Origin of the sequence: Flavobacterium tructae (assembly GCF_002217475.1) — a bacterium.
GTDB classification, from domain to species: domain Bacteria; phylum Bacteroidota; class Bacteroidia; order Flavobacteriales; family Flavobacteriaceae; genus Flavobacterium; species Flavobacterium tructae.
On the sequence record NZ_MUHH01000042.1, the window covers coordinates 15,835 to 32,401 of the forward strand.

The window sequence follows — 16,567 nt, forward strand, 5'->3', positions numbered from 1 at the left end:
TCATGTTCGAACAATTAACACAATTAGTACAACAATACGGAGGCGATGCGGTTGTAAACAACACTGCTGTCCCAAATGAACACAATGAAGCGGTTATACAAGAAACTAGCTCTTCGATATTTTCAGGATTGCAAAAAATTGCTTCAGAAGGAGGTGCGGAACAATTGGCCGGCTTATTTAACGGAACTTCTAAACTGGACAGTTCTAATCCCGTTGTACAGCAAATAACACAACAATTGAGCGGAAGCCTTGGTGAAAAATTCGGATTAAGCAGCACTGATTCTGCCGGTGTCGCTTCAAGTATGATTCCGCAGGTTTTGAATTCTTTAGTCAACAAAGCAAAAGATCCCAACGACAGTAGTTTCAATATTTCAGATATTATAAGCTCCATTTCAGGAAATAGCGGACAGGCTTCCGGTATTATGGAAACTATTAACAAATACGGAATGCAATTCGGTCTGGACCAAAACAATGATGGAAAAGTAGATGTAGCCGATGCTATGAGTCTTACCAAAAGTGGAGGATTAGGTGGGTTATTGGGGAAATTGTTCGGGAAATAGTTTTTTTTTAAAGGTGCTGAGATTCTAAGATGCTAAGAAACTAAGGTTCTGAGGCGTTAAGCTACCCCCTTGGTAACCTTAAATTTAAGCATTAAAACTTTTACCAAAAATATAAAGGCTGTTTGTTGAACTCAAACAGCTTTTTTTGTTCACCAAAATCAAAAATCTTAGCATCTCAGAACCTTAGTACCTCAGAACCTTTCTATACAAACTGTTAAATACCTCAAACCTCTCCTCATTTATTCGTAAATTTAAGTCTGAAACAAAATTTATGAAAAAATCCCTCTTTATATTAGGCCTACTGTTTACCATAATTGCCTGTTCAACAGCTTCAAAAAATACGATGGCTGCAAATACAGACGGTAAGTCTACTGCTGCATTAAACGATACGGTACGAATTGCCAACGATTCTTTAGAGTACGAAGTAATCATTATCGATAACGGCTTTAGTACCTGGCTGGCTTCAAGGGCACTTCCCCGAAATTATCACTCTTTAAGTTATCTCGAAAACAAAAATAATCTGTATGTAACCGAATGGAACAATCGTGTTTTACAGCCACAGCGCTATAGTCCGAATTTGTATGAAATGAGAATTGATTATCAGCCAACGATTCATTACGGTTACGAAGTAAATTACCTTATTTATAACTATATGATTTATTTTCAAAATACTTACAAACAAAAGCTCGCAGGCTATGTTCCTATAAGATAATGTTCTTATATTTGTAATCGTTATAAATAAAGAATGAACAGACTAAAAAAACGTTGGGGTATCACCTCAAATGTACAAGCCATAATCATACTAATTGTTTTTGCCATAACAGGATCGGCATCTGCATGGCTGTCTAAACCTTTTTGCGTCTTGCTTGGCATTACCAGAGAGGATTTCGGAGGCTGGTTTACTCTAATACGACTACTAGTTATTTTTCCGATCTATCAGGTTTTACTGGTTGCTATTGGTACCATATTCGGACAATTCCGTTTTTTTTGGAATTTTGAAAAGAAAATGCTTAAAAATATGGGACTGGGATTTTTATTTAAAGATTCAAAACCTCAACCTTAACAAATCAATAAAAAACAACCGCAAAGTTCGCAAAGCCTTAATTATTAAACTTTGCGAACTTTGCGGTTAATCATTTATCAGAACTGCTCCTTACTCCCTTTTTGAAAAAAAGTAAGTATAAATCCAGGTTATGGTAAAGGATGGGATAATATCGGTTCCCGGAAGTATTTCTTCTATAAAAGTTAAAACACTCGCTACTTTCCCTACTCTTCCCTGATACATTTTGGTCATTATAAAAGCTGCTATTGGTGCCCAAATCAAATCGGCAGGCTCGGCAAAACCCGGTATACTATAAGTCAGCATTCCAATTGCATCCAATGCCAAACCCAAAAGGAGTTTCTTTGTTCTGTCGTCGTTCATTACTTTGGCTTCCTGCATTTTCATTGTATTTAGATATTCGAATTTAAAAAGAATTCTTTAAAACAAACTTATTTTCTAATGGCAATTTATTTCTTAATTCCCACCTGATCAATACTTTTCTTCACCCAAAAAGCATTTCTACTCCATCTTCTGTCAAAAACCAGACCGATTTATTCAACAGTCCGTTTTTTTCACCCTCTCCTCTTTTCACCCTCCAAAAATCAAGACCTGCATTTAAACTGCTATTGTTATTGACATTGTCATTGTCATTGAAAACTTGTTCTTAAAATTCTGTTAGATGGCATTTTGATATCGGAAGAATCTTTGTTTCTTTGTAGAAACAGTTTCAAAATGATCCACGCAAAAAATATACATAAGTTCTACGACAAATTAGAAGTTTTAAAAGGAGTCGATCTACACATTAAAAAAGGTGAAATTGTTTCGATTGTTGGTGCATCCGGCGCTGGAAAAACAACTCTTTTGCAAATTCTGGGAACACTTGACAAGCCTTCAGGATTAGAAACTGAAACTTCTTTAACCATAAACGGTCAGAATATTTTAGAGTTGAGTGATAAAGCATTATCAAAATTCAGAAATCTAAATTTAGGGTTTATTTTTCAGTTTCATCAACTTTTACCAGAATTTACAGCATTAGAAAATGTATGTATTCCTGCTTTCATTGCCGGAAAAAAAAATAATGAAGTAGAAACAGAGGCCAAAAAACTTTTAGATTATTTAGGGCTTTCCCATAGAATTCATCATAAACCTAACGAACTTTCAGGAGGAGAACAGCAAAGAGTTGCTGTAGCAAGGGCACTAATCAACAAACCCGATGTTATTTTTGCAGATGAACCTTCCGGAAATCTGGACACCCATTCTGCCGAAAATTTACATCAGTTATTCTTTCAGCTACGTGATGAATTTGGACAGACTTTTGTAATTGTAACGCACAACGAAGAATTAGCCAATATGGCGGATAGAAAGTTAGTAATGGTTGACGGATTAATCAGCAATTAAAAACGTTCAACAATTCGATTACCTCCTTCCTTTACATTATGACACAAAAAGAACTCAAAGAATTTCTTGACGAAAAAGTCATCCAATACAACAATCTCGATTTTATCGAAAGCGATCCTGTGCAAATTCCACATTTGTTTTCTCAGAAAGAAGACATTGAGATTGCCGGTTTTTTGAGTGCCACAATTGCCTGGGGAAATCGCAAGATGATTATCAAAAATTCGCATCAAATGATGGAATTAATGGGCAATACTCCTTACGATTTTGTGATGTCACATACTGATGAAGATCTGGAGCGTCTTGAAAACTTTGTACACCGTACTTTTAACGGAAAAGACTTTAGCGGCTTTATAAAAGGATTACAGCACATTTATAAAAATCACAAGGGGCTTGAAGCTGTTTTTGCCAAAAATCAAGAAGCTGATGGCTTACAGAAAAGTATAAGTGAGTTCAAAAAAATATTTTTTGAAATTGATCACTTGCCCCGAACCCAAAAGCACATTTCGGATCCGTTAAACAATTCGGCAGCAAAAAGAATCAACATGTACCTTCGCTGGATGGTACGCCAGGATACCAAAGGTGTCGATTTAGGTATTTGGAAAACCATTTCACCTTCATTATTGTCATGTCCGCTTGATGTACACTCCGGTAATGTAGCCCGAAAATTAGGGATCCTAACCCGAAAACAAAATGATGGAAAGGCCTTAACAGAACTCGATCTTAAACTCAGAAAAATGGATCCTCACGATCCGGTAAAATATGACTTTGCCCTTTTCGGATTGGGTGTTTTTGAAGGGTTTTAGCCACCAGGGAGTGACCTTTCATTAGTTTTATTGCGTTTTTTTTCGTAATTTCACTCTATAAAGCAATATTTATGGAGCATTTTATAGGTTATATAAAACACTACGCCATCCCATTATTTGTATTTACAAGTTTAGCTTTAGCACTTGCATTAATACTCAAAAGAATTCATTATCAATACACTCTTCCTTACCGGCATCATATTGTTAGAAAATCTGAAATTTTCCTTACAGAGATTACACTCTCAAAACCGGAGGAAAGCATTCTGAAATACAAAATCGCCAAATTCAGATCCGAAATTCCAATCCATAAAACCTGGTGTAAAGAAATGCTTATCGACGATATGATTCGGATGAAAAGCAATTTAAAAGGTAAAACCGCCAAGAACATTCTTATTATATACAAACAACTGGGTTTAAACCATTATTCGGCAAGTTTACTTCGGGATTTTAGAAAATATAAAAAATGTGATGGCATTTATCATTTTCAAGCCTTGGGATACAAACCGGGAATTGCTCAAATCCAAAAATATTTGTTCCATCCCAATAAAGTTATCCGGTCAAACGCCAATATTGCTTATCTGATTTTAACCAAAGGAGACTGGCAGGCCGTTAATAAGATTCCGGTAAAAGTATCCATCAGTACTACCATAAAAATAATGGATGTGTTGCATTCGCAAAACATACCGATTCCACCTGATATCGAGCTCTGGATAGAATCTGATAATCCTACCATTCTGAAATTAGCCGTAATGACTATGGTATTTTACAATTACAGGAACAGATCACAGGATATTATCAAATTGCTCACCCACGAAAATAAAAACCTTAGAACCGATGTAATTATTGCCATTCGCGACTTGTACCTGTATGAAGCCGAAGAGGATTTATTACTGCAATTTAAGCAGGAGAGTATCGAACTTCAATTGGAAATTCTGGATGCCCTCGCCATTATAGGCTCAGAAAAAACAATTTCATTTTTAAACCACCAAATTCCGAACGAAGAAATCAAAGATCTTAAATTAAAAATGGTAGCCACTTTAAACGATCTCGATTCTGTACGTATAGATGTATTGGGAAGACAGGATTCCGATACCCAAAAAATGATTAATCACATTAGAGAATTACAACTATGACGACTGATTTTCTACATTATATTATTCACTGTTACAATGTCTTTGTAATCCATTTTTCAATCGGATATATTCTGTTCTACATCTTTCTGTCTGTTCTTTCGTATTGGGCGATTGTAAAACATTTAAAATATCAAAAATACCTGGAAGAAGAGGTTTTAATTCGTTCGAACCATATACTGGGCGTTTCCATTGTGGCTCCTGCTTTTAACGAGGGAGTAAATATCGTTTACAATGTTAAATCCCTGCTCTCTCTGACCTATCCGAAATACGAAATCATTATTGTCAATGACGGAAGTTCTGACGATACGCTGGAAAAACTAATTGCCGAATTTGATCTGGTTAAAATTGACTTTTATTATCAGGAGAAAATTGTCACACAGCCCGTTCGCGGACATTATAAATCAAAGAATCCCGTTTACTCCAAATTACTGATTGTCGACAAAATAAATGGAAAAAGTAAAGCTGATGCCGCAAATGCCGGGATAAACTCTTCGCAATATCCCCTGTTTTTATGCACTGATGTAGATTGTATTTTAAAAAGAGATACTATTTTGAAACTGGCCAAACCGTTTATGGAAAATGAAACTCGTGTCATTGCCTGCGGAGCCGGAATCAGGATTTCAAACTCCTGCGATATCAAGGAAGGCTTTTTGTTTAAAGTTCATTATCCTAAAGAATGGTATCCGCGTTTTCAGGAATTAGAATACGTACGCTCTTTTTTATTTGGAAGAATGGCGTGGAGTCAGCTAAACGGTCTGCTTTTGGTTTCCGGAGGTCTCGGTATGTTTGATAAAGACATTGTGATTAAAGCAGGTGGATACTGGCATCAGTCCTTAGGCGAAGATATGGAACTGGTGACGCGCATGCGAAAATACATGCACGATACTAAAGAAAAATACTTAATCAAATACATTCCGGAATCGCTTTGCTGGACAGAAGTCCCGAGTACGCGAAAAATATTCTTAAGACAGCGCATTCGATGGGCTCGTGGACTGGTTCAAACCTTATATTTACATCGGAAAATGTTTTTAAATCCAAAATACGGACGAACAGCATTTCTGGTATTACCTTTCTTTTTCAGTTTTGAGTTTTTAGTTCCTATTATTGAATTTATTGGTATTCTGACTCTCATTTTCAGTTTTATATTTGGAATGATCGACTACCAACATTTACTGATTATAAGCCTATTAGTCTATCTATTCTATCTCTCCATAACCATAATATCCATATTGATAGATGAAATACTGTATAAAAGTTATGCCAATTATAAAGAATTAATGATTCTTATCGGGATGGCCGCACTTGAGCCTTTTGCGTACCATCCGATAACGATTTATGCCTCACTGAAAGGCTATTGGCTCTTCTTTCGAAGAAAAGAACAAAACTGGGGCGTAATGGTCCGTAAAGGATATGAAGGTCCAACTAAAAAATAAGCTGATTATGAAACATAACAGAACTATAGCTCTAATAAGACTGCTTTTTTGTTTATTTCTAGTGACTTGCCAAACCACAAAAGGTCAAAAGAAAATAGACACTGACAGCCTTTTGACTGTTGTGCTCCACGACATGAGAAATACCCGTCCGGACTACAAATCAAATATCCAAAGAGCTCAGTTAGGAAAAAAACTGGCTCCGGATTACCTGGATTTCTATCTGGTATTGGGGCGAAATTATGACCTGACAAAGACAAAAGACAGTGCCCGATTTTACTATAATTATGTAATTGATAAAAATCCGGCTTATGAGGATGCCTATCTCTATCTGATCAACATGGATTTAGAGGCAAAAAATTACGAAGAAGCTCTCGTCTTAACCAATAAAGCAATTGAACAGTTTCCTGACAACAAAACTTTCAGACTGAAAAGAATTGCGATTTATTCTCTGCAGAATGACACTAAAAATGAAGAAAAATACCTCCAATCGATAAGAACAAAATATCCTAATGATGCCGACATCGAACAGCATCTTTTTGCCTTGTACTCCAGAACTAATATGGATCGGGCGGGCGTTTACTACAACTTCACCACAATTGATCGTGACGGAGTTGGCCCGTGGCATCTGACAAGTGCCGATTATACACATCAACGTACGTGGGGAAGTTTAATTGGAAGAGTCAGCTATGCCGAAAGACGATCTTCCAATCAGGTCATGGCCAGCGGACTTCAATTTGAAGTCGAATCTTACCTGTCGGGAAAGAAAAACAACTATTCCTACATTGATGTCGCCTACAGCAATGATATCGCTTTTCCTGAATGGAGATTAGGATATTCCTATTTCTACAATTTCGCCAAAGGCTGGGAGGCAGATTTAGGCTTCCGCTACATCGAAATGCAGGACAACAGCAATTTAAAAACTTTAAATGTAGGATTAGGAAAATACTTCGGGGCATACTGGGTCAATTTAAGATCTTACATTCAAAAAGACGCACCGTCCTTTACCCTTACCTCCCGCTACTATTACGGCACTAAGTTTGATTATCTTACCCTAATTGCTGGTTATGGGACTTCGCCGGACGATCAGACGAGAGCAGCGGAATATGAAAACAGAGCTTCTTTAAGTTCGTACAGACTGAGTGCCGGCTTTTACAAGTTAATCAAAACCCATTATATTTTTGGAATATTAATCACCAACAATCAACAGGAATATACCCCCAAAAAGTTTCAAAACGAACTTGATTTCGCTTTTTTACTGCAATATAAATTTTAAATCGTATGAAAAAAAAGCGCCTTCACTATTTGCAAATACTTATTCTCACCCTGCTTAGTTTTAAGATGATGGCACAATCTGAAATTACAATAACCGATAAAACCAAAATTATTGCTACGTCCGAAAGTACTCAGGCTGCGGCAAGAATACTAAAATTATATCTGGAGAAATCCGTGTCGAAACCATTTGAAATTACTACAAAAAGTCAAAAAGAGAGTGACGCTTCCGAAATCCTACTGGAAATTTCCAATGATAAAAAACTCAAAGCAAATGAATTCAGTATCAAAAGCGATTCAAAATCAATTTATATCACGGCTCCAAATCAGAAATACCTGCGTTATGCCGTTTATACTTTACTCGAAATCTGGGAATTTAGAAAATTTACCGCAACAGAAACTTACATTCCAAAAGTAACTCAGTTTACTTTTTCTAAAAACACAAGTAAAACCTATCAGCCCTCTTTTGATTACAGAGCTTTGTTTTACCCTGATTGTTATGACGAAGATTTCAGAGACTGGCACAAACTCGATTGGCATATTGACGATTTTGGCCTTTGGGGACATTCTTTTAGCATGCTTGTTCCGCCAAAAGAATATTTTAAAAGTAATCCTAAACTTTTTGCTTTGTACGAAGGGGAACGAAATACAGAATCTTTGTGTATGACCAATGACACCGTTGTGAGTCTGGTAGAGGAAAAAATGACTGAAATTATAGCAAAAACACCCCATGCGCAATTCTATTCGGTAAGCCAGAATGATGACGTCGTGTATTGCGAATGTACACAATGCAAAGCCATGAACACTAAATATGGCGGTCCGCAAGGTTCATTTTATTATTTTTTAAATAAAATTGCGGCTCGTTTTCCTAAAACCAAAATTACTACCCTTGCCTATCTTCACACCTTCAAACCGCCTGTAAATCTGAAAATAGCTCCAAACGTTTATACGATCTTATGCCCGATTGAACTGGATCGCGGCAAACCTACTACCAATCAGAATAATCCGTCCTTTGTCAAAAACCTTGAAAACTGGAGCACGACTTCACCACAGCTCTTTTTATGGGATTACACCGTTCAATTTTCTAATTTCATGTCCCCCTTTCCTAATTTTGAATCTTTTCAAAGTAACTATAAACTTTTTCAAAAAAACAAAGTGAAAGGACTATTTGTACAGGGATATGCTGATGTTCCGGGCGATCTTTCGGAATTACGACAATATCTGCTGGCAAAATTAATGTGGAATACTGATATTGACATTAAAGCTGTTACTGCTGATTTCCTCAGAGGTTTTTATGGAAAAGCAGCACCCTTTGTCGCAAAATACCTTGACCTTATAGAAGCCAATCAAAACAAAAGTAGAGCTTATTTAGATATTTATTCCGGTCCTGTTCAGGCGCGAAATACGTTCCTGACTCCTGAAGCTATGGATCAATACGATCATTATCTGGAACAGGCCAATAATGCTGTCGAAAATGATTCTATTTTAAGCGCACGTGTTCATAAATTACGACTGGCTTTAGAATTTGTTTATTTTGAACAGGCCAAATTTTATGGAAAAAACCAACACGGTATGTATGTCGTAAATACCAAAGGTGAAAAAGAAGTAAAACCGGGTTTAACAGAACGAGTTTTAAAATTCTCGCAATCCTGCAATCAATTTGGAGTTTATGAACTGAGCGAAGACGGAATTTCTCCTGATAATTATTATAAAGAATGGCTTGAAATTTGCAAAAACACCACATCACATTTAGGTGAGGATCTGAAAGTTACCTTTATAACGCCTCCGTCTGATGAGTTTAAAGGCAAAGGAAGTTATGGTTCAGTGGATGGAAACAGGGGGTACAAAAACTTCAATATCAACTGGATTGGATGGTATGATACAAATCCGGAAATTGAAGTCGAAACCAAAAATCTTGATTTCAACATCTTAAAATTAAATTTCCTAAGCGATCAGAGACATTGGATTTTTACACCAAAAAATATAAAAATCTATGGTTTTAAGAATCAGAAATGGGAGCTTATTAAAGAACAAATTTGCAACATTTTAACAGAAGACTACGAAATTACAACACAATCATGGGAAGTCGAAAATCAAATATTCAGTAGTTTTACCAAGATCAAAATCGTAGTAGAAAACCGGAAGGAATTGCCCGTCTGGAGAAAGCGAAAAAACAAAAAAGCAATGATAATGCTGGACGAAATAGAGTTGTATAAAAAATAATAGTCAAAATGGATACTACCGATAAAAAAATTATGATCATCGATAATGATGATATGACTGTTGAGATTCTAAAATTCATTCTGAAAAAAGAAGGCTTCAAAGTAAGTATTGCGAAAGATGGTATCAATGCCATGGAGCGGCTTCCGGTTATTATGCCGGACTTGGTGATTACCACGATTACCGTACCTCTTAAATCCGGTCTGGAAATCATCAATGAAATCAAGCAAAATTACAAGGATATTCGTGTTATTGCACTTTCTTCACTAGGGGAAGAAGAAAACACTGTTGAAGAAGCTTTTGAATTGGGTGTAGACGATTTTATTGCTAAACCATTTAATCCAAATGAACTTTTACTGCGAATAAAACGATTTTTATAGCTTTTTAAACTGCATTTTTAAGAAATTCGAAGCCCACAAACTGTCGTAATTTCTAAGAAACATCGATTTTCAGCTATTTATAGCTATATTTGCACAAAATTTAATGCAAATGAGCACTTTCGAAAAATTCAATCTCCCAAAATCAGTACAAAAAGCCATTGACGAACTAGGTTTTGTTACTCCTACCCCAATTCAGGAAAAATCTTTTTCAGTGATTATGTCTGGCCGTGACATGATGGGAATTGCACAAACCGGTACCGGTAAAACATTTGCTTACTTATTACCCCTTCTAAAGTTATACAAATTCACCAATACCAATACGCCTAAAATTGTAATTCTGGTTCCAACCCGTGAATTAGTCGTTCAGGTAGTAGAAGAAGTAGAGAAATTAACCAAATACATGTCGGTTAAAACATTGGGAATTTTTGGTGGAGTAAACATCAATACACAGAAAAAAGCGGTGTATGAAGGTGTAGACATTTTAGTTGGAACACCAGGTAGAACAATGGATTTAGCGTTGGATGCCGTAGTACGTTTTGATGAAACTCAGAAATTAGTTATTGATGAGTTTGATGAAATGCTGAATTTAGGTTTCCGTACGCAATTGACCGCTCTTTTGGCGATGATGAAAACCAAACGTCAAAACATTCTGTTCTCAGCAACCATGACCGATGAAGTTGATGCTGTACTGAATGACTTCTTTGACTTTCCGGAAGAGGTAACACTTGCTGCTTCGGGAACTCCTTTGGAAAAAATTACACAGATTACTTATAATGTTCCGAATTTCAATACCAAAGTAAATTTGCTGAAACATTTACTAGAAACTAATGAAAGCATGGAACGTGTTTTGGTTTTCGTAAACAATAAAAAGATTTCGGACATGCTTCATACCCGAATCGAAGAGGATTTTGAAGGTCAGTTTGGAGTAATTCACTCTAATAAATCTCAAAATTACCGTTTGAGTACCATGGCAGAATTTCAGGAAGGCAATCTTCGCGGATTAATCACCACCGATATTATGGCCAGAGGTTTAGACATTTCTAACATTTCCCACGTTATTAACTTTGAACTTCCTGAATTCCCTGAATTGTACATGCACAGAATCGGGCGTACAGGTCGTGCAGATGCTACCGGAACTGCTATTAGTTTTATCACACCACGTGAAGAAGAATTCAAAATTGAAGTTGAAGTATTAATGAATCAGGAACTGGAAATTGCCGATTTCCCTGAAGAAGTTGAAATTTCAACCAAATTAATCGAACCTGAAAAAGACAAGCAGCCTATTAAGTTCTTAATGAAAAAACCAAAACTTGAGGGTGACGGTGCGTTTCACGAAAAATCGAAAAAGAACAAAAAAGTCAATCTTGGTGGTCCGTCTAAAACCAAAAAGAAAACCCACGGATCTGTCAATCGAAACATGTTAAAAACGAGAGATAAGAAAAGGAAGGATAAGGATAAATAGATTTTTTTAGATACTAAGCTTCTAAGTTGCTGAGGTTCTAAGTTACAAAAAACAAAAGCTCAAAAAAACGGAATTGCTTAATTCTATTTTTTTGAGCTTTTTTACTTTTCCATAACCACAATCTTAGCGGCTTAGTAACTTAGTACCTCAATAAACTATATTCTCGTAAAAACCAACCCCACCGGAGAGCACAACCCGATTCTCTTGCCTGTATCGGTTAATTTCCCGGTCGTTTTATCTCTTTTAAAAATAATAATATCATTCGTGTATTGATGCCCTACTAAAAGAAAATTACCCGTAGGATCAATCGCAAAATCTCTTGGGCCTTTTCCCAGCGTACTCACCTGCTCTACCAATTCAATCCCTCCATTTTTCTGAATCTTATAAACGGAAACAGAATTTGCATCGACACGATCTGAAACGTATAAAAATGCTCCGTCAGGCGAAATTTTGATGGCTGCTGCTCCGGTTCCTCCTTTAAATCCTTTTGGCAAAATGCTGGTCTCTGCAATTACTTTCAGATTTCCGTTTGGGTCAAAACTAAAAGTCGTCAGAGTACCGTCTAATTCCTGAACCAAATACACAAATTTACCGTCTTTACTAAACGTCAAATGCCTTGGTCCGCTTCCCGGTTTTACATCTACAGCCCCCTTCAATGTTAAGATTTCATTTTTAGAATTCGGATTGTATTTATACACAAAAACTTTATCCAGACCTAAGTCATTAGACAAAACAAACTTTTTATCAGGGGAATAAGCCACCATATGTACGTGTGCTTTTTCCTGACGCGCTGCATTAATTCCTTTCCCTTCATGCTGAACTAACTGCTGTGCTTCAGAAATACTTCCATCGGTATTTTTCTTAAAAACAGCAATATTTCCACCCGAATAATTCGCGACAAGCACATTTTTATCATCATTAATCAAATGACAGGGATCGGCACCCAACGCATCATTTTTATTTAGAAAAGTTAATTTTCCAGATCCTGCGTCATAACCAAAAGCACTAACAGAACTGTGAGTCCCGTTTTCGTTTACGGCATACACAAACTTATTGTCTGCTGAAACCGACAAATAACTCGGGCTTACTACATTTTCGGAGGAACTTTTCAATTTAAAATCACCGGAATCGGCATTAAAATCATAAACGTAAATTCCGTTACTCTGACAAGTATTCGTGTAAGTTCCTACCAACAAATTAAATTTGTTCTGAGCCTGTAAACCTGCACAGGACAAAGCAGAAAAAAGCAGTATATATAATCTTTTCATAATCCTTGAATTGTTTTTAGATACGCTAAAATAACGAATAATATCTTCTCTAATCCTATTTTTTGTTACAAATAGGCCTGCAAAAGTTAGATTTTTCAGACGATGCAAACAGTTTCTACAACAAAAAACGATCTAAATTCATTAAAAAGAATAGCCAACGGCGTTTGCTTATAATCTGCTCTATAACTGATAAGGTTTGAGTAAAAATTTGTATTTTTGACCAGTGTCTTCGCGAAAAATAAAACGTAGTGAAGTAAATCGAAGCCCGAATGCATTTTAAACATCCCGAAATTCTATACTTTCTGTTCTTGTTAATTGTTCCAATTTTGGTTCACTTATTTCAATTACGACGTTTTAAAACCTCTTTTTTTACTAATGTCCGCTTCCTGAAAGAGATCTCTGTTCAAACCCGAAAGAGCTCAAAAATCAAAAAGCGATTGTTATTAGCCACCCGCTTACTGCTATTAACTTGTTTTATTCTGGCTTTTGCCCAGCCTTTTTTTGAGGCCAAAGACAGTAAAAATGCTGCCAATGAAATGTACATCGTTCTTGATAATTCGTTTAGTATGCAGGCGAAAGGAAAAAAAGGAGAACTGCTAAAACGTGCCGTGCAGGAACTTCTTGAAAACACGCCCGAAACTGCCTCTTTTTCACTGTTGACTAACACTGAAAACTATTGGAATACCGATATCAAATCATCAAAAAGCGCACTGCAAAACCTAAAATACAGCGCCACACCTTTTGAACTTCCGTCAATAATAGCAAAGATCAAAGCGCATAAATCTGCTCACAAAAAAGATATTGTGATTATTACCGATGCGGTAGGTCTTACCGGGAAGGATATAAAAAACCTTGACACCGAAGAGAAACCTTATTTTATTATTCCGGAAGCGGAACAGAAAAATAATATTGCCATTGACAGTGTTTTTATCAATCAGACGCTGGAGAATTTCTACGAGATAAGTGTTAATCTCTCTGCTTACGGAGAAGATTTCAAACCTGTTTCGATGGCCTTGTACAATCAAAATAAACTGATTGCCAAAACCATTATCCATTTTGATGCAAAGAAAAAGAAAATAGACTTTACCATTCCAAAAGAAGCTTTTCATGGTTACGTTGTTATTGAAGACAATGGATTGGCATACGACAACAAGCTTTATTTCAGCATCCTGAAAACAAAGAAAACAAACATCATCAGTATTGGTGAACCTGAAAAAAGTAATTTCTTATCCCGAATTTATACATCGGCAGAATTCAACTACAACAACTATTCGATCAGCAACCTGGATTACAACAGTTTAGATAAACAAAATACCATTATTCTAAACGAACTGACAGAAGTTCCTCAGGCCTTACAAACTACCTTAAAAGCATTTGTCGCTAAAGGAGGTAATTTAGTAGTGATTCCATCCGAAAAAACTGTTATTTCTAATCTGAATTCTTTCTTGGGTAATTTCGGAAAAATTCAGTTTACTACTCTTGAAAACAAAGCGAAATTAATCACCAAAATCAATTTTGATCATCCCCTATTCTCTGGTGTGTTTGAGAACAAAATCACGAACTTTCAATACCCAAAAACAAACAGTTCTTTTGGTATTTCAAGTCCGTACCCAGCCGTTTTATCCTACGAAGACCAAAGCGTATTTGTAACAGCCATTCAAAATCCGGTTTCGGGAATTACGGTCTTTACAGCACCTATTAATGCAACAAATTCAAACTTTCAGCAATCTCCTTTGATTGTTCCTTTATTTTACAAAATGGGGCAAAACAATCAAAAAACCGGAGTTAACGCTTTGATTATCGGCAGTAATCAGCCCTATTTTGTCGATGTATTATTAACGAAAGACGCTATTTTGGAAGTAAAAGGAAATGATGATTCCTTTATCCCCATTCAGCAAATACTAAACAACAAAGTTAAACTCACCTTTAATGATTTCCCAGAAACAGCTGGAAATTATAGTGTTTTTGACCGAAAAGAATGGGTCGAAAATCTAAGTTTTAATTACAAAAGAAGCGAAAGTGACCTGAGTCAGGTAAACACCAATGTGGTTTCAGATTTTAAAACAGCAGATACGATTTCAACCATTTTTAACACCTTACAAACGGAGCGAACAGACAGCCAAATTTGGAAATGGTTTGTTATCTTTGCACTGTTATTTTTAGCATTAGAAATGGCAATAATAAAATTTGTAAAGTAGTTCTTTTAGCTTGTATGTCATTTCGACGTAAGGAGAAATCACACTTGCTGAGAACGCACTGCACAGAATATTGAAATGCGATTTCTCCTTACGTCGAAATGACAAACGAGAATCTGTAAAATAATAAATAAATTTCTCTACATATGAAAATAATCATCCGAAGCGCCAAAATAATCGATTCAGAGAGTCCGTTTCACAATCAGACCGTTGATCTTTTAATTGCAGATGGTTTAATTGAAAAAATAGGAACTTCACTTCCTGAAATTGATAATGCAAAAGAGGTAAAATTTGATCACTTACATCTTTCTCAAGGTTGGTTTGACAGCAGCGTTTCTTTTGGAGAGCCGGGTTACGAAGACAGAGAAACGATCGCCAACGGCTTGAATGTTGCTGCAAAAAGCGGTTTTACAGCCGTTGCTCTTCAACCCAACTCCTTCCCTGTAATTGACAACCAATCACAGGTAAATTTTGTAAAAAATAAAGCAAACGGTTTTGCTACTGAACTTTTCCCAATTGGAGCTTTAACTAAAGCCAGCGAAGGAAAAGATATGGCTGAGCTTTACGATATGAAAAATGCCGGAGCTGTTGCTTTTGGAGACTACAACAAAAGTATCGACAATGCCAATGTACTTAAAATTGCTTTACAATATGTACAGGATTTTGATGGTTTAGTGATTACTTATGCACAAGACCCTAATTTAAAAGGAAATGGTGTTGCTAATGAAGGAATCGTTTCAACAAGATTAGGACTTAAAGGAATTCCTGCTTTGGCAGAAGAACTACAAGTTGCAAGAAACTTATTTCTATTAGAATATACCGGTGGAAAATTACACATCCCGACCGTCTCTACTGCAAAAACTGTCGCATTGATTCAAGAAGCAAAAGCAAAAGGCTTGCAAGTTACTTGCAGTGTCGCTGTACATCATCTGGTACTAACCGATGAAAAACTGGAAGAATTTGACACCCGTTTTAAAGTAACGCCACCACTACGAAGCGAAACAGACAGAAAAGCTCTTTTAAACGCAGTTTTGGACGGAACTATTGATATAATTACTTCCGATCATAATCCAATTGATATTGAATTCAAAAAAATGGAATTCGACACCGCTAAAAACGGAACAATTGGTCTGGAAAGTGCTTTTGGTGCTTTATTAACGGTACTGCCTTTAGAAACTGTAATTGAAAAATTAACGTTGGGCAAAACGGTTTTCGGAATTGAAAACAGTGTCATAGCCGAAGGTTCAAAAGCCAACTTCACTTTCTTTACTCCGGAAGGAAAATCAACTTTCACAAAAGAAAAGATTCTATCCAAATCTAAAAACTCTGCTTTTTTAGGAGCAGAAATCAAAGGTTCTGTTTATGGAATATTCAATCAAAATCAACTTGTTACCTCTAAATAAT

General features: G+C 36.2%; 15 protein-coding genes. 13 read left to right on the forward strand and 2 right to left on the reverse strand.

From position 1 onward, the window contains the following. The first annotated feature begins 2 nt into the window (after positions 1-2). The 3 genes from B0A80_RS17320 to B0A80_RS17330 all read left to right on the forward strand — a co-directional run bounded on the left by B0A80_RS17320 (position 3) and on the right by B0A80_RS17330 (position 1,623). The gene (locus tag B0A80_RS17320; protein WP_089078106.1) at positions 3-560 is read left to right on the forward strand and encodes a hypothetical protein; all 558 of its coding nucleotides are present in this window, start codon (positions 3-5) and stop codon (positions 558-560) included. Between the two features lie 271 nt (positions 561-831). After that, the gene (locus B0A80_RS17325; RefSeq protein ID WP_089078107.1) at positions 832-1,272 is read left to right on the forward strand and encodes a DUF6146 family protein; all 441 of its coding nucleotides are present in this window, start codon (positions 832-834) and stop codon (positions 1,270-1,272) included. A 33-nt stretch (positions 1,273-1,305) separates the two neighbouring features. Next, positions 1,306-1,623, forward strand: a complete 318-nt coding sequence (locus B0A80_RS17330; RefSeq protein WP_089078108.1) for a DUF6787 family protein — start codon at positions 1,306-1,308, stop codon at positions 1,621-1,623. Positions 1,624-1,713: 90 nt separating this feature from the next. Here the strand turns inward: B0A80_RS17330 and B0A80_RS17335 are convergent, their stop codons facing one another. Beyond that, complete coding sequence (locus B0A80_RS17335; protein WP_017498418.1) at positions 1,714-2,007, reverse strand: hypothetical protein; 294 nt, start codon at positions 2,005-2,007, stop codon at positions 1,714-1,716. Positions 2,008-2,334: 327 nt separating this feature from the next. Between B0A80_RS17335 and B0A80_RS17340 the strand changes: the two genes are divergently transcribed. From B0A80_RS17340 to B0A80_RS17375, 8 genes are all read left to right on the forward strand, one after another. Beyond that, positions 2,335-3,000 carry an ABC transporter ATP-binding protein gene (locus tag B0A80_RS17340; protein ID WP_089078109.1) on the forward strand — a complete coding sequence of 222 codons (666 nt, stop codon included), beginning with the start codon at positions 2,335-2,337 and terminating at the stop codon, positions 2,998-3,000. 38 nt (positions 3,001-3,038) lie between these two features. Next, positions 3,039-3,803: a TIGR02757 family protein gene (locus B0A80_RS17345; protein ID WP_089078110.1), complete on the forward strand. Its 765-nt coding sequence runs from the start codon at positions 3,039-3,041 to the stop codon at positions 3,801-3,803. Between the two features lie 71 nt (positions 3,804-3,874). Next, positions 3,875-4,936, forward strand: coding sequence for a HEAT repeat domain-containing protein (locus B0A80_RS17350; RefSeq protein WP_089078111.1), 1,062 nt, complete (start codon positions 3,875-3,877; stop codon positions 4,934-4,936). Then, the gene (locus tag B0A80_RS17355) at positions 4,933-6,369 is read left to right on the forward strand and encodes a glycosyltransferase family 2 protein (RefSeq protein WP_089078112.1); all 1,437 of its coding nucleotides are present in this window, start codon (positions 4,933-4,935) and stop codon (positions 6,367-6,369) included. The genes B0A80_RS17350 and B0A80_RS17355 overlap by 4 nt, the downstream gene beginning before the upstream one ends. Before the next feature lie 7 nt (positions 6,370-6,376). Next, entirely contained in the window at positions 6,377-7,642 is a 1,266-nt protein-coding gene (locus tag B0A80_RS17360) for a YaiO family outer membrane beta-barrel protein (protein WP_165769277.1), read from the forward strand. A gap of 5 nt (positions 7,643-7,647) precedes the next feature. Then, positions 7,648-9,861, forward strand: coding sequence for a DUF4838 domain-containing protein (locus tag B0A80_RS17365; protein WP_233430766.1), 2,214 nt, complete (start codon positions 7,648-7,650; stop codon positions 9,859-9,861). An 8-nt stretch (positions 9,862-9,869) separates the two neighbouring features. Then, complete coding sequence (locus B0A80_RS17370; RefSeq protein WP_070906771.1) at positions 9,870-10,238, forward strand: response regulator transcription factor; 369 nt, start codon at positions 9,870-9,872, stop codon at positions 10,236-10,238. A gap of 109 nt (positions 10,239-10,347) precedes the next feature. After that, positions 10,348-11,700 (forward strand): DEAD/DEAH box helicase, encoded by a 1,353-nt coding sequence (locus B0A80_RS17375; protein ID WP_017498426.1) that lies wholly within the window; start codon positions 10,348-10,350, stop codon positions 11,698-11,700. Positions 11,701-11,855: 155 nt separating this feature from the next. On the opposite strand, the gene B0A80_RS17380 is transcribed toward B0A80_RS17375, so the two are convergent. Next, positions 11,856-12,968, reverse strand: coding sequence for a lactonase family protein (locus tag B0A80_RS17380; RefSeq protein ID WP_089078115.1), 1,113 nt, complete (start codon positions 12,966-12,968; stop codon positions 11,856-11,858). Between the two features lie 269 nt (positions 12,969-13,237). On the opposite strand from B0A80_RS17380, the gene B0A80_RS17385 reads away from it, so the two are divergent. Next, the gene (locus B0A80_RS17385) at positions 13,238-15,166 is read left to right on the forward strand and encodes a BatA domain-containing protein (protein ID WP_089078116.1); all 1,929 of its coding nucleotides are present in this window, start codon (positions 13,238-13,240) and stop codon (positions 15,164-15,166) included. Between the two features lie 143 nt (positions 15,167-15,309). Then, positions 15,310-16,566 carry a dihydroorotase gene (locus B0A80_RS17390; protein WP_089078117.1) on the forward strand — a complete coding sequence of 419 codons (1,257 nt, stop codon included), beginning with the start codon at positions 15,310-15,312 and terminating at the stop codon, positions 16,564-16,566. Position 16,567 lies beyond the last annotated feature (1 nt).

Bases quoted from the DNA above. Each gene is read 5' to 3' on its own strand.
- B0A80_RS17320 (WP_089078106.1), top strand. From the start codon at position 3: ATGTTCGAACAATTAACACAATTAGTACAACAATACGGAGGCGATGCG.
- B0A80_RS17325 (WP_089078107.1), top strand. From the start codon at position 832: ATGAAAAAATCCCTCTTTATATTAGGCCTACTGTTTACCATAATTGCC.
- B0A80_RS17330 (WP_089078108.1), top strand. From the start codon at position 1,306: ATGAACAGACTAAAAAAACGTTGGGGTATCACCTCAAATGTACAAGCC.
- B0A80_RS17335 (WP_017498418.1), bottom strand. From the start codon at position 2,007: ATGAAAATGCAGGAAGCCAAAGTAATGAACGACGACAGAACAAAGAAA.
- B0A80_RS17340 (WP_089078109.1), top strand. From the start codon at position 2,335: ATGATCCACGCAAAAAATATACATAAGTTCTACGACAAATTAGAAGTT.
- B0A80_RS17345 (WP_089078110.1), top strand. From the start codon at position 3,039: ATGACACAAAAAGAACTCAAAGAATTTCTTGACGAAAAAGTCATCCAA.
- B0A80_RS17350 (WP_089078111.1), top strand. From the start codon at position 3,875: ATGGAGCATTTTATAGGTTATATAAAACACTACGCCATCCCATTATTT.
- B0A80_RS17355 (WP_089078112.1), top strand. From the start codon at position 4,933: ATGACGACTGATTTTCTACATTATATTATTCACTGTTACAATGTCTTT.
- B0A80_RS17360 (WP_165769277.1), top strand. From the start codon at position 6,377: ATGAAACATAACAGAACTATAGCTCTAATAAGACTGCTTTTTTGTTTA.
- B0A80_RS17365 (WP_233430766.1), top strand. From the start codon at position 7,648: ATGAAAAAAAAGCGCCTTCACTATTTGCAAATACTTATTCTCACCCTG.
- B0A80_RS17370 (WP_070906771.1), top strand. From the start codon at position 9,870: ATGGATACTACCGATAAAAAAATTATGATCATCGATAATGATGATATG.
- B0A80_RS17375 (WP_017498426.1), top strand. From the start codon at position 10,348: ATGAGCACTTTCGAAAAATTCAATCTCCCAAAATCAGTACAAAAAGCC.
- B0A80_RS17380 (WP_089078115.1), bottom strand. From the start codon at position 12,968: ATGAAAAGATTATATATACTGCTTTTTTCTGCTTTGTCCTGTGCAGGT.
- B0A80_RS17385 (WP_089078116.1), top strand. From the start codon at position 13,238: ATGCATTTTAAACATCCCGAAATTCTATACTTTCTGTTCTTGTTAATT.
- B0A80_RS17390 (WP_089078117.1), top strand. From the start codon at position 15,310: ATGAAAATAATCATCCGAAGCGCCAAAATAATCGATTCAGAGAGTCCG.